Source organism: Ruminococcus callidus ATCC 27760 (genome assembly GCF_000468015.1).
GTDB lineage: Bacteria > Bacillota > Clostridia > Oscillospirales > Ruminococcaceae > Ruminococcus_C > Ruminococcus_C callidus.
This window is the reverse complement of sequence record NZ_KI260441.1, coordinates 1-11,818: the sequence shown is the minus strand read 5'-3', so window position 1 is coordinate 11,818 and position 11,818 is coordinate 1. Positions and strand designations below refer to the sequence as shown.

Here is an 11,818-nt window from a genome sequence, read left to right as displayed (position 1 = left end):
AGTCGCCAGACGCTCTTTGTGCGGTATTGCCTCGTATCCGTTGTTATGCCGGCAGCCGTGGGATCAGCTGCATGAGGAACATCGCCAGCAGCTGGCTGTCCCTGCTGTCCACTGTGCCGTCTGCGTTACAGTCCATCGCAGGTCGCTGCACTTCGCTGCCCTGTACGCTGCCCAACAGGTACTGATTCAGCAGCACCAGATCATCTACCCTGCACACGCCGTCATTGTTACAGTCCCCCACCTCCGGCAGCAGAATCTCTCCGGCAGTGACAGTTGTTGCTGTCGTGGTTGCAGTGGTGCTGTCAGAGGTAGTCTGTGTTGTCGCTCGGGTCGTGGTTGTCGTCTGTGTGGTGGTCGTTGTCGTTTCAGTTGCAGCTGTGGTTGCGGCAGTCGTCACAGTCCCGAACAACAGAAATGTCCGGTCATACTTTTTCGCGTAAGCCTGTGCGGTAGAACCCGCATAGCCGTAGAGCACCGTTTCCGCAGGAACTGCCGATGCTGCCCCAAAGGTGCAGTCACTGGAATAAACACGCAGCGTGTTCAAACTGGTACACGCCGCAAAAGCACCTGCTCCCACAAGGGTAACTGTCTGCGGCAGCGTGGCAGTCTGCAACGCAGAACAGTTCCGGAACGAGTGGTATTCCACGCGGGAAGTCAAAATCATGGAAACCGCCTGCAAAGCGGTACAGTTTTCAAATGCCCCGATGCCACCGGTGCCGTAGGAAACCGCAGTCACGGTTTTCGGCAGGTCCACCAGTTGTACGGCAGCGTTTCCGGCAAATGCCCCTTTGATCGCTGTAACCGGCAGCCCGTCTGCCTCCTCCGGCACGGAAACAGATACGTCCTCGCCAGTGTACGCCGTCAGAACCGCGTGGTCTGTGTACAGCTGGTAAGTGAAATCTCCCTCTGTCAGAACAGTACCCGTTTCATCAGTGCCGTCATCCTCCGGCACGTCCGGTAGGTCATAGAGATAGTCCCATCTCTCGCCGTCTGCCGTGTTGGGCGTGTGATTCTTGGAAAAACTCGTTTCTCCCGCGGCAAAATATTTGTCTGAACTGGTGGAGTCGTTCCACGTCACATCAAAATAATAATAGTAGCCGTCGTCCATCTGAGCCATGTTCCACGCATGCCCGCCGCCGTTTCCCAGCCCGACAATGTAGGCATTCGCCACGCCGGCAGCGTTCATCAGCAGCTGGAACGCCTTGGCATAGCCCTCGCACACTGCCGCACAATAGCGTTCATCAAACGCCCCTACAATGCTGTGTGATGCCATGGAATCGTCCGGATTACCGCTGGCATCATAGGCGTAAGTCAGGCTGTTGCAGAGCCAGTCATTGGCGGCTCTGGCTTTTGCCCATGCAGTATCCTGTGCTTCCACCTGTTCCCGTGCCGCAGTGATCTGTGTTTCCAGTGCACGGCGTTCCGCCTGTCGTGCCGTCCCGCTGGTGTATTCCTCGACGCAGGCGATATAAACCGCACCAACATAGTTTTTTTCCGTTTCAAAATCGTAGTCCATGCTGTACAAGTAGTTGTTCCCCACAAAAAAATACATGGGATTGTCATTGCGGAACATGGAAATGACCTTGACGGTATCCTCGTTGGAGAGAGAAGAATCCGTATTGCTGACTACGGCAAAGCAGGGTAGCTTTTCCTCATCAGAACCGTAAGACACTCCTTCTGCCGCCGCAGTTCCGGTATAAAATGCATGTGCCGCCGCCTTGATCTTGCGGTACAGGCTTTTTTGTGCATCGTTCAGAACGTCATAGCCCATTGTGGAACTGTAAATGTCCTCCGGATACGCTGCCTGTTCGTCCGGGGACGTGTTCCCTGCTCCGTAAAGGGCAATTTCCGGCGTGTGTTCCACCGGAATCCCCTGCACCGAAAGCAGATCATCTGTCATGGCAGTTTCCGCCGCAGACACCGGCGGCAACGCCGAAAGCGATGACATCAGCATTGCCGCCGCCAAAAAAAGCCCCATCCTGGGGGTGATCCAATTGTGCCGCATTTACCGACACCTCCTTTTTCTGCAATTGCAGAATTTTCAACTGCTTTTATTATATCATATTTATAATTTTCTGTCAATCCGGAGATGTATCTTTGTGCAAATTCACATCACTCACAAAAATTTCCTCCAATTCCAAAAATTCGGTGAGGAATTCGTACTGTGCAATTGGAAATCCACTAATTTTTTCAAACTGTTACATCTGGTTTTGTGCTTTTCCCCAGTCAATCGACACTTTTAGGGTGGAAAATCATTGGAAACGTACAATTTTCAGAAAATCGTTCGGCATTATTGACAAAAAAACTGAAATCAGTTATAATAATAAAGTATGTTGTGTTCCGCTTGTTTTTATACGGCACACAGGTGTTTATCGCGGAGAAACCGACATCCCAACGAGAGCCTGTCGGTTTCTCCCAGCTTCATGTATAAGGAGAGAGGTTTTTTCATGAGTCTAAAACTGTTCGAAGTGGCAGGCACGCATATTTTCAGCATGTCCGCCATTGTCATGGTCCTGTTCTTTGTCTTTGCGATCATCGTTGTAGGCTATCTGCTGGGCAAGATCAACATCAAGGGCGTTTCGCTGGGAACCGCTGCCATCTTTCTGGTGGCTCTGGTCGTTGGCCACTTCAAGGGCGTGGCATTCGGCGACAACGGTATTGCCGCATGGATCGCTGACGTAGAAGCACAGGACGCTGTCAACTTTTATTTCAAGTTGATCCAGAGCTTTGGTCTGATCCTGTTCGTCACTTCCGTTGGTCTGATCGCCGGTCCGACATTCTTCAAGAATCTGAAGAAAAACGCCAAGTCCTACGTTCTGCTGGGTGCGATCATCATTGCTGCCGGTGCAGGTGTCTGTGCTCTGATCACACTGCTGGTGCCGGACATGAATTCTGCCATGAGCGTTGGTCTGCTGTCCGGTGCACTGACCAGTACGCCGGCATTTGCCGCAGCACAGGAAGCGATCGGGGAAAGTTCTCCGGTGTTCAAGGAAATCGCCGTAGGGCATGCCGTGGCATATCCGTTCGGCGTTATCGGCGTTGTTCTGTTCGTGCAGATCGTACCGAAGGTACTGAAAGCCAACATGGACGAAGAACGTGCCAAGCTGACTTCTGTAGACACTGGCGAAGAAAGTCCGCTGAAGCAGAAAAAGCTGTTTGAAATGGACAAATTCGGTCTGGGTGCATTTGCCCTGACCGTTCTGACTGGTGCCATTCTGGGCTGCATCAACATTCCGCTGGGTGCAGGTTCCTTTAATCTGGGCACTACCGGCGGCCCGCTGATCATGGGTCTGATTTTCGGACACTTCGGCAGAATCGGCAAGCTGAGCATGAAGGTCAACAAGCATCTGCTGGAAGTCTTTCAGGAATGGGGACTGGTTCTGTTCCTCATCGGTGCCGGCGTAGACGGCGGTGCCGGATTCGTACAGACACTGGAAAAGTACGGTCCGCTGCTGTTCCTGTGGGGTGCACTGATGACGATCATTCCGCTGTTCATCGGCTTCTTCCTCGCGAAGAAGGTGCTGAAGCTGAGCCTGTTCAACAACCTCGGTTCTATCACCGGCGGTATGACCAGCACACCGGCTCTGGGTGCTCTCATCAATACCAGCGGCACACCGAACGTTGCAAGTGCTTACGCTGCAACCTATCCGATCGCACTGGTACTGGTGGTTCTGGCATCGCAGTTCCTCACATATCTCTAAATTTATTTGAAACTAAAAAACCCGTCCGCACCATGGCTCTCCGGTGCGGACGGGTTTTTTATGATTTCACAGCTTGTACAATATGATGCCTTACAGTCCTGCCTGCCAGTCCCAGTTGTACAGTTCCAGTGCAGTCAGGTCGTAAGGTGTCTGCTGGTAGACGCAGTAATTCAGCCAGTTGGAGAACAGCAGGTTCGCACTGCACCCCCAGCTGAAATGGGGTTCCTTGGTGGGATCATCATCTGGAAAATAGCCATAGGGAACCGCGATCTCTGCTCCCTTTTCCTTGTCCCGAAAATACTCCCCTTTCAGCGTGTCCCGATCATACTCGGAATGACCAGTGATGAAGTACTGTCTGCCGTTTTTGTTGGCGACGATGTGCACGCCGGAGAGTTCCGACTCCGTCAGAATTTTCAGCTGCGGCACCTTTTCGATGTCCTCCCGATGCACTTCCGCGTGGCGGGAATGCGGTGCGTGGAACACGTCGTTGAAGCCGCGGAGCAGCTGACAGTGAGGCTCCAGCACATGCTGCGGGAAAACGCCGAACATCTTCTGCGGCAGGTCATACTTGGGCACATCAAAATGATAATACAGCCCCGCAAGAGCCGCCCAGCAGATGTGCAGCGTGGAAAAGACGTGGGACTTTGTCCACTCCATGATCGTGCAGATCTCCTGCCAGTAGTCCACATCTTCAAATGCCAGATGCTCTACAGGAGCACCTGTGATAATGCAGCCATCGTAATACTGATCCTGAATTTCGGAAAAAGTCCGATAAAATGTGGCAAGGTGATTCTGCGACGTGTTCTTGCTGATATGACTGGATACATGCAGAAATTCAACATTCACCTGCAACGGCGTGTTGCTGAGCAGCCGCAGGAACTGACATTCCGTTTCAATTTTTTTCGGCATCAGATTCAGCACCAGCACTCGCAGCGGGCGAATGTCCTGATGAGCCGCACGGTCGCTGTCCATGACAAAAATATTCTCCTCGGACAGAGTGTGATACGCCGGCAGCTCCGGTGAAATACAAATTGGCATTGCCTGTTCCTCCTCCCAGAACGTTTTTTGATAGAACTATTGATAGAACTTATGAATACTCCGATTATCTCCGTCTGCCCTTGTTCTTTGCCGGAGCAGCGGTTTCGCCGGTCCCCATGGCATTTCGAATGGCACGGAGTTCCTCGGCGGTGAGGTCACGGTAAGTACCCGGCTTCAGCATGCCCAGCTTCAGCGGTCCGATGCTGATTCGCCGCAGACGGGCAACTTCCAGCCCGACGGATTCGCACATACGGCGGATCTGTCGGTTCTTGCCCTCATGAATGGTCATCAGCAGGACGACACGCCCCGGCTCCTTGGTCTTGACAACCACAGTTGCCGGCTGAGTCATTTTGCCGTCCAGTTCCATGCTGCCGGACAGGGCGATCAGCTGTTCCTCGGTCACGTCCGGACGAACGGTAACACGATAGGTCTTGCTGATATGGCGGCTGGGGTGCATGATGCCGTTGGCGAAGCTGCCGTCATTGGTCAGCAGCAGCAAGCCCTCGGAATCCTTGTCCAGTCTGCCCACGGGGTAAACGCGTTCCTCCACGTCCTCCAGCAGATCCATGACACAGCGGCGGTTCAGCTCGTCAGAGGTGGTGGTCACATAGCCCCGCGGCTTATACAGCATCAGATAACGGTACTGTTTCTTTCGCGGCAGATATACCCGTTCGCCGCCTACGGTGATCAGATCTGCCAGTGTTGCCTTATCGCCCAGCTTGACAGGGTGTCCGTTCACCTTGACTTTTCCGTCAGAGATCAGCTTTTCCGCCTGTCGTCTGGAACAATATCCGGCATCTGCCAGCAGTTTTTGAATTCGTATTTTTTCCACTTCCTGTTTGACTCCTTTTTTGCTCTATTTTTGCAGCAGCCGTTTCCACCAGCTTTGGGGTTCCGGCTCTGTCGTTTTTTCCTGATAAGTTACCGCAGACTGCACCAGCAGCCTGCCCTGTGCGGCAACTCTGCCGTCCAGCAGAAGCTTCCACGTGCCGGCTTCCTGTCCGGCGGTCAGCGGGGCATAGAGGAACGGCGGCGTGTTCAGCTGATACGACCACGCCGGCATGTTCCCGTCTTTCACACCTACTGTCAGCGTTTCCGCAGGAGCCACCGCAGCAGTTCCTGTGGTGCCGCCGGTCACGGGCAGCGTCCAGTCGGCGGGAAATGTCACCTCCTGCGGGGAAAGCTGCCCGAAGCCGTAATCGTACAGGACTTCATGATCCTGCCAGTCGTTCCGGTCGTTCAGAGTCACGCAAATCAGCGTGATGCCGTTCCGCACACTGGCGGACACCAGACAGCGACCGGCTTCGTCTGTGAAACCGGTCTTGACACCGATCACCGTTTCGTCCATGGTCAGCAGCTTGTTGGAATTGGTCAGCCACCGTTCATAGGGCGGATTGCCGAAGCACACCTTGGCAGAAGCCTGCCCACAAATCTCCCGAAAGGTTTCGTTCTGCAAAGCCGCCGCTGTCAGCAGTGCCATATCACGGGCAGTTGAGTAATGCTCCGCATCGTGCAGACCGGAGGGCGTGACAAAATGACTCTGGGTCATGCCCAGTTCCTGAGCCTTCCGGTTCATCTGCTCTGCAAAAGCGGCATAGCTGCCGGCAAGCTTCACAGCAGTTGCTCCGGCAGCATCATTGCCGGAGGGCAGCAGCATGCCATAGCAGAGGGCACGCTTGGTCACAATGTCCCCGTCTACCAGCCCCATGGAAGAGCCCTCTACATGGATCGCATCGTTGTCCACCGAAAAGGGCGTATCCAGATCGCCGCTTTCCAGACAGAGCAGCGTGGTCATGATCTTGGTCGTGCTTGCCATAGGTCGCTGCTGATCTGCCGCCTTTTCATAGAGCACCTCACCGGTCACCGCTTCCATCAGAATGCAGGACTCCGCCGAAACCGACAGAGCCTCGCCCTGTACATGCAGCACCGGCAGACCAGTCACCGCCAGACACACCGCCCATATCCCGCTGAGCCACCGCAGAAAATGTTGTTTTCGCATTTCAGATTCCTCCGCATACTTGTAAAATTACCACAATGTATGCGAAAGAAGCGGCAGTTTATTCTGCTTCGCCGGAATCCGTTTCCGCGGGTTTTTCCGGATTTTCAGTCTTTTTGTCGTTTTTCTTGTCGCCCTTCTTGAACATGCTGCCCAGACGGTCTACCACTTCCGGCACCGAGCGAATGGCACTGGACAGAGCATCGCTGCCCTCGTCCATTTGCAGCAGCCGCACGCCGTCCTCCTGTACCACCAGAAAGGCGACCGGCTGAATGGACACGCCGGCACCGGCACCGCCGCCGAACAGGTCTTTCGGATTGGTTTTCACCGGCAGGTCAGAGCCGCCGGAGGCAAATCCGTATGACACTTTTGACACGGGCACAATAGTCACCTTGTCAGAAACCACGATCGGATCTCCGATAATGGTCTGCACATCTACCATTTCCCGCATTTTTTCCATTGTAACTCCCATGAGATCCTGAATCGGACGCTTTTCTGCCATTACATTTACCTCCTGTTATCTCACCGCAGCGTGTTCTTTTTCTGCGGTATCTTCTTTCTCTTTCCCGTCAGTTTCCTGCCGGTTTTTCTGCATCGCATAGCCTACGGCAAAGCTGCACAGTGCCGCCAGAGCTGCCAGGAAACAAAGGTGCAGCTTTCCGCGGACGACCCAGCGGGAGCACTCCTGCCCGAACGCACACTGCACCTGTATCTGCTGCACCTGTACCCGCATGGCACTGCCCAGCAGCCCCACGGCGGTGTACACTGCCGCATTGGCTGCTCCGTAGGCGAGGGCACATTCCTGTGCATCGAACCGTCCCACCTGCACGCCCACTGTCAGCTGCTTCAGAGAGATGCCTTTCCACAGCAGCCGCAGCGGTTTCGGAAGCACGGACAGGCTGCCCTTGATGAGAGCCCAGCCGTGTTCCAGCTTTTGCTTTTCGGTCTTTTCCGAAGATTCCGGCGACTTCTTTTTTGCCGGTCGGCGGGACTTTTTCGGCTTCTTCCGCTTCTTTTTCTTCTGCTTTTCCGGTTCTTTTTCCGGCTTCTGGGATTCCTCTTTTTCCCGCTGAAACAATCCCTTTCCGGCACTGTCAGCAAAGGAGATCCCCAGCCACGAAAGCTTCCAGAAGAAGCGGTCTTTCGGGGCATCGTAGTCCCACGCAAAGGAGAACGGCGACAACAGCAGTCCCAGCAGCAGTGCCAGAAGCCCCAGCACGATCAGCCAGCCAACCATAGACCACTCGCCTCCTCTGCATCATTCTGCCAGATCGTCAGATTCCTCCGACTCCGGTACCATTTCCTGCGGCACAGCCGACACCGGCAGCGGCGGCAGCTCGTCCAGCGACTGCAAGCCGAAGCACCGGAGAAAATGGGGCGTTGTCGCATAGGCGACCGGCTTGCCCGGCACGTCCAGCCGTCCGGCTTCTGTGAGCAGTTCCTTTTCCACAAGGGTGTTCACCACGGAACTGCTGTCCACGCCGCGGACATGCTCCACAAAGCTTTTGCTGACCGGCTGGTTATATGCCACGATCGTCAGCACCTCCATGGCAGCCGCTGACAGCGGAGCCGCCTTTTTGGTTTCCACTGCCCGCTGGATCACAGTCGCATAGGCAGGGTGGGTGCACATCTGCCAGCTGTCCCCCAGCTGCTGCACGCAGATCGCACTTTTTTGTTTTTCATACCACGCCGACAGCTGCTGTAAGGCAGTCTGCACCGCGGATTCTGATACTTCACATGCCTGTGCCAGACGGGACACCGGCACCGGCTCTCCGCTGGCAAACAGCACCGCCTCCAGCATCAGGCAAAGCGGCGATCTGGTGTTTCTTTCCATTATCATTCCCCGATTCTTCGGATTCATACTTGAACGGCTGCATAAATGAAGTTCTCTCAACCCTTTGCAGAATGTTTCACATAGTCTGTCCGGCGATAGAGATAAGTGCTGTCCTCGCTGATGCCGATCCTGCCATGCTTGGTCAGTTCCAGCACCGCCAGAAACAGTGCCACCCGTGCAGAACGCTCCCGCACATCGGCGTACAGTGCCCCGAAATACACGTGTTCATCGTGATACACCTTTCGCATCACGTAGACCACCTTGGACATCACCGACACCACCGGACGCGTCACTACACGCTGTAACCGTTCGCGGGCGTTTTCCTGCGGGGCAAAGCGTTTCTGCCCCATGGTGTTCCATGTTTCCAGCAGCACACAGGGCAGGTGGGTTCTGGCGTATGCCGGAGAAACTTCCACCTGCATCGGCGGACGGGTAAAGATCTGTCCGCCCACAAAACGCTGTGCCAGAGCCTGTGCCGCCTGCTTACAGAGGGCATACTCGATCAGTGCCCCCTGTAATGCCTGCTTTTCCTTTTGGGCATCTTCCGGACGGGGCAGCAGCGAAGCCGTTTTGATGTAGATCAGCCGTGCCGCCATTTCCAGAAATTCCCCTGCCAGCTCCAGGTCCTGTTCCCGACACTGATCCAGATACGCCAGATACTGTTCCAGCAGGCTGGAGATCTCAATGTCATAGATGTTCAGCTTGTGCTTGGAAATCAGGTTCAGCAGCAGATCCATGGGGCCTTCAAAGACTTCCAGCTTAAACGAAATCGTCTGCATGAACTCACATCACCATCTGCACCAGCGTGCCGATCCACTGGGTCGCCCAGACGAAGAAGTGCATGATCCAGTTGGACAGATAACTCAGCGGCGTGCTCAGTACGCCCACCAGAATCAGGATCCACAGTGCCAGCGACAAATACCGCTGGTTTCGCTCAAGCCACGCGGACTGGCGGTACGGCAGCAGCATCATCAGCACCTTGGAGCCGTCCAGCGGCGGCACAGGAATCAGGTTGAACACTGCCAGCGAAATGTTGATCGCCACGAACCAGTACAGCAGCGTATAGATGCCTGTCAAAACGGCGTTGGGGTCGGCATAGTAAAACGGAAAGACGATCTGCATCAGCACCACGCCTACCAGTGCCGCCAGCAGATTGGACAGCGGCCCCGCCAGTGATGTCCAGATGATGCCCTTGCGGGGGTGGTTCATTCGTGCCGGATTGATCGGCACCGGCTTTGCCCAGCCGAATCCGGTCAGCAGCAGCAGCACTGCACCAAAGGGGTCTACGTGTGCCAGCGGATTCAGCGTCAGCCGTCCGGCAGCTTCGGCGGTGTCATCACCGCATTTCCGTGCCACCCAGCCATGAGCAAACTCATGCAGCGGCAACACCAACAATATGATCACGATTCTTGCCAGAATCTCATAACGGTTCAAGTTCATAAAATTGCTCAGAATTCCCATTGCTCCAGTCCTTTCCAAATGAAAATGTTCTACCCAGATACCCTATAATGTGTTCTTTTTATTATACATGGTTTTCCGGAAAAATTCAAGCCTATTTTGCCATTTGACATAAAATTTACAAGATTTCCGCAGGACAGAATGCCGGAAATGTGCCGATTTCTTTTTCGGTTGCTTTTTGAAAATAAGTCTGTATTTGATTTTGCAGTCTGTTTTCGCAAATAATTGTATTTTTCGAAAGGTATTTTGATCGTAAAAAAAATATTCAAAAGAATCCAAGGAAAAGGGTTGCTTTTTTTCGGGAAATTTGATAAAATAGATATGTTAGTTTGCAGACTGCCGCAGAAGTCTATTTTCCGGCGGTCGGCATGCAATGTTAGGATAAGGAGGTGCAGTAGAATGGCTAAATGTGAAGTTTGCGGAAAGGGTGTTACCTTCGGTATCAAGGTTTCTCACTCCCACAGACGGTCGAACAGAACATGGAAGCCGAACGTAAAGCGTGTAAAAGCGATTGTGAAGGGAACTCCTTGTCATATGTACGTTTGCTCCAGATGCCTGCGCTCCGGCAAGATCGAGCGTGCGTAAGCTCTGTTTTTGACAGTTGAATATGAAAAGTGACCGAAAGCAAAGGCAATTGCCGCTTGTTTTCGGTTTTTCATTTTTATGAAGCAAAAAGAGCACTCTCCGGCTGGTTTCACCGGAGGGTGCTCTTTTGGGTTTTGAAAGTCTGTCACTTCGTGCCGTTTGCCAGCTTACGGAGTGCCTTATAGGACGGCTTCAGTTTGTGATACATGTCCTTTACCTGCTTGCCGTCGTGGTAATAGCGGGACAGCAGGTTGTTCAGTGTCAGCAGGTCTTCCGAAGCGGTGATGATCGCACAGATCCGGTTCACCGCCTGCTTGTCGTCTGTGTCCAGCAGTTCCCGCACTTCCGACTGTAACTCTTTCGGAAACAGCATTGCCGCACTGCTCTTTGCCTTTTTCGGTGCTGCCGGTACGTTTTCTTCTTCTGTTGAAGTCGTATCCGCAGGTGCAGCCGCAGCAGTTTCTTCCAGAGCCTGTACTGCATCTCTCGTGGGAATGCCTTTCATTGCATTCTCAATGGTAGAATAAATCGACAGAGCGTGCACATCCTCTTGCAGGTACCGGTCGTAGAACTGCTGGTTCAGGTCGAAGTCGGTGTCCTTGCTGATGATATACAGACGTTCTTTCGGACGGCTGCCGATCAGATAGCCGATATACATGGAAAGCTGCAAGTCCAGTGCATTTTTCACCGTGTTTTTTCTGGTGGACAGTGCTGTCACTTCCATCAGCCGCAGCTTTGCATCACAGGAGATCAGCCGCTGGTGCAGTTCAAACGTCAGCCCGCAGCGGTTCTGTGTGTAGAAAATCACTACCTCGTCCCGCTTTGTCAGATACTCCAAACCGGTCAGTCCCTCGATATAAACATTTTCATAGTCGATCAGATACGTTGCCATTGCATTTCCTCCTTTCCTTTCGATTGGTTCAGGTGCTACAAGAGCCTGTCCTGCACACTGCAAAACAGGTACAGGACAGGCTCTAAGGTATACGCATCCTCCAGCCGCAAAGCTTGGGCAATACCGCACAATCTTTGTGCGGTATTGCCCTTGACCTTCAAGAGATACAAAAAAAGAGAACGCCCGCTTGCGTTCTCATCTCTTGGAGGCGCCATCCAGATTTGAACTGGAGAATCAGGGTGTTGCAGACCCTTGCCTTACCACTTGGCTATAGCGCCATTGGAGCGGATTACGAGGCTCGAACTCGCTACCTC

General features: G+C 53.6%; 12 protein-coding genes and 1 tRNA gene. 2 read left to right on the top strand and 11 right to left on the bottom strand.

The window, feature by feature from the left end:
- Positions 1 to 43: 43 nt before the first annotated feature.
- Positions 44 to 2,005, bottom strand: a complete 1,962-nt coding sequence (locus RUMCAL_RS10180; protein ID WP_040647896.1) for a dockerin type I domain-containing protein — start codon at positions 2,003 to 2,005, stop codon at positions 44 to 46.
- Between the two features lie 442 nt (positions 2,006 to 2,447).
- On the opposite strand from RUMCAL_RS10180, the gene RUMCAL_RS10175 reads away from it, so the two are divergent.
- The gene (locus RUMCAL_RS10175; protein ID WP_084194406.1) at positions 2,448 to 3,701 is read left to right on the top strand and encodes an aspartate-alanine antiporter-like transporter; all 1,254 of its coding nucleotides are present in this window, start codon (positions 2,448 to 2,450) and stop codon (positions 3,699 to 3,701) included.
- A gap of 90 nt (positions 3,702 to 3,791) precedes the next feature.
- Here the strand turns inward: RUMCAL_RS10175 and metA are convergent, their stop codons facing one another.
- From metA to RUMCAL_RS10135, 8 genes are all read right to left on the bottom strand, one after another.
- The gene (gene metA / locus RUMCAL_RS10170; RefSeq protein ID WP_021682757.1) at positions 3,792 to 4,739 is read right to left on the bottom strand and encodes a homoserine O-acetyltransferase MetA; all 948 of its coding nucleotides are present in this window, start codon (positions 4,737 to 4,739) and stop codon (positions 3,792 to 3,794) included.
- Between the two features lie 64 nt (positions 4,740 to 4,803).
- Positions 4,804 to 5,571: a pseudouridine synthase gene (locus tag RUMCAL_RS10165; RefSeq protein ID WP_021682756.1), complete on the bottom strand. Its 768-nt coding sequence runs from the start codon at positions 5,569 to 5,571 to the stop codon at positions 4,804 to 4,806.
- Positions 5,572 to 5,595: 24 nt separating this feature from the next.
- Positions 5,596 to 6,738, bottom strand: a complete 1,143-nt coding sequence (locus RUMCAL_RS10160; protein WP_021682755.1) for a D-alanyl-D-alanine carboxypeptidase family protein — start codon at positions 6,736 to 6,738, stop codon at positions 5,596 to 5,598.
- Between the two features lie 58 nt (positions 6,739 to 6,796).
- Complete coding sequence (gene ytfJ / locus RUMCAL_RS10155; RefSeq protein WP_021682754.1) at positions 6,797 to 7,237, bottom strand: GerW family sporulation protein; 441 nt, start codon at positions 7,235 to 7,237, stop codon at positions 6,797 to 6,799.
- A gap of 15 nt (positions 7,238 to 7,252) precedes the next feature.
- On the bottom strand, positions 7,253 to 7,972 hold the full coding sequence (locus tag RUMCAL_RS10150) for a hypothetical protein (RefSeq protein ID WP_021682753.1): 720 nt from the start codon (positions 7,970 to 7,972) through the stop codon (positions 7,253 to 7,255).
- A gap of 21 nt (positions 7,973 to 7,993) precedes the next feature.
- Positions 7,994 to 8,575, bottom strand: a complete 582-nt coding sequence (scpB, locus tag RUMCAL_RS10145) for an SMC-Scp complex subunit ScpB (RefSeq protein ID WP_242823506.1) — start codon at positions 8,573 to 8,575, stop codon at positions 7,994 to 7,996.
- A 50-nt stretch (positions 8,576 to 8,625) separates the two neighbouring features.
- Entirely contained in the window at positions 8,626 to 9,348 is a 723-nt protein-coding gene (locus tag RUMCAL_RS10140) for a segregation and condensation protein A (RefSeq protein WP_021682751.1), read from the bottom strand.
- Between the two features lie 4 nt (positions 9,349 to 9,352).
- Positions 9,353 to 10,009 carry a site-2 protease family protein gene (locus RUMCAL_RS10135; protein WP_040647900.1) on the bottom strand — a complete coding sequence of 219 codons (657 nt, stop codon included), beginning with the start codon at positions 10,007 to 10,009 and terminating at the stop codon, positions 9,353 to 9,355.
- Positions 10,010 to 10,426: 417 nt separating this feature from the next.
- Between RUMCAL_RS10135 and rpmB the strand changes: the two genes are divergently transcribed.
- Positions 10,427 to 10,612: a 50S ribosomal protein L28 gene (gene rpmB, locus RUMCAL_RS15115; protein ID WP_084194405.1), complete on the top strand. Its 186-nt coding sequence runs from the start codon at positions 10,427 to 10,429 to the stop codon at positions 10,610 to 10,612.
- 145 nt (positions 10,613 to 10,757) lie between these two features.
- Here rpmB and RUMCAL_RS14700 read toward each other — a convergent pair whose 3' ends face one another.
- On the bottom strand, positions 10,758 to 11,504 hold the full coding sequence (locus tag RUMCAL_RS14700; protein WP_021682747.1) for a PIN domain-containing protein: 747 nt from the start codon (positions 11,502 to 11,504) through the stop codon (positions 10,758 to 10,760).
- Between the two features lie 203 nt (positions 11,505 to 11,707).
- Positions 11,708 to 11,782 (bottom strand) — tRNA-Cys (locus RUMCAL_RS10125).
- Between the last annotated feature and the right edge of the window lie 36 nt (positions 11,783 to 11,818).

Excerpts from the sequence above, each read along its gene's own strand:
- rpmB (WP_084194405.1), top strand. The coding sequence starts at position 10,427 with ATGGCTAAATGTGAAGTTTGCGGAAAGGGTGTTACCTTCGGTATCAAG.
- RUMCAL_RS10160 (WP_021682755.1), bottom strand. The coding sequence starts at position 6,738 with ATGCGAAAACAACATTTTCTGCGGTGGCTCAGCGGGATATGGGCGGTG.
- RUMCAL_RS10175 (WP_084194406.1), top strand. The coding sequence starts at position 2,448 with ATGAGTCTAAAACTGTTCGAAGTGGCAGGCACGCATATTTTCAGCATG.
- ytfJ (WP_021682754.1), bottom strand. The coding sequence starts at position 7,237 with ATGGCAGAAAAGCGTCCGATTCAGGATCTCATGGGAGTTACAATGGAA.
- RUMCAL_RS10135 (WP_040647900.1), bottom strand. The coding sequence starts at position 10,009 with ATGAACTTGAACCGTTATGAGATTCTGGCAAGAATCGTGATCATATTG.
- RUMCAL_RS10150 (WP_021682753.1), bottom strand. The coding sequence starts at position 7,972 with ATGGTTGGCTGGCTGATCGTGCTGGGGCTTCTGGCACTGCTGCTGGGA.
- RUMCAL_RS10140 (WP_021682751.1), bottom strand. The coding sequence starts at position 9,348 with ATGCAGACGATTTCGTTTAAGCTGGAAGTCTTTGAAGGCCCCATGGAT.
- scpB (WP_242823506.1), bottom strand. The coding sequence starts at position 8,575 with ATGATAATGGAAAGAAACACCAGATCGCCGCTTTGCCTGATGCTGGAG.
- RUMCAL_RS10180 (WP_040647896.1), bottom strand. The coding sequence starts at position 2,005 with ATGCGGCACAATTGGATCACCCCCAGGATGGGGCTTTTTTTGGCGGCG.
- metA (WP_021682757.1), bottom strand. The coding sequence starts at position 4,739 with ATGCCAATTTGTATTTCACCGGAGCTGCCGGCGTATCACACTCTGTCC.
- RUMCAL_RS14700 (WP_021682747.1), bottom strand. The coding sequence starts at position 11,504 with ATGGCAACGTATCTGATCGACTATGAAAATGTTTATATCGAGGGACTG.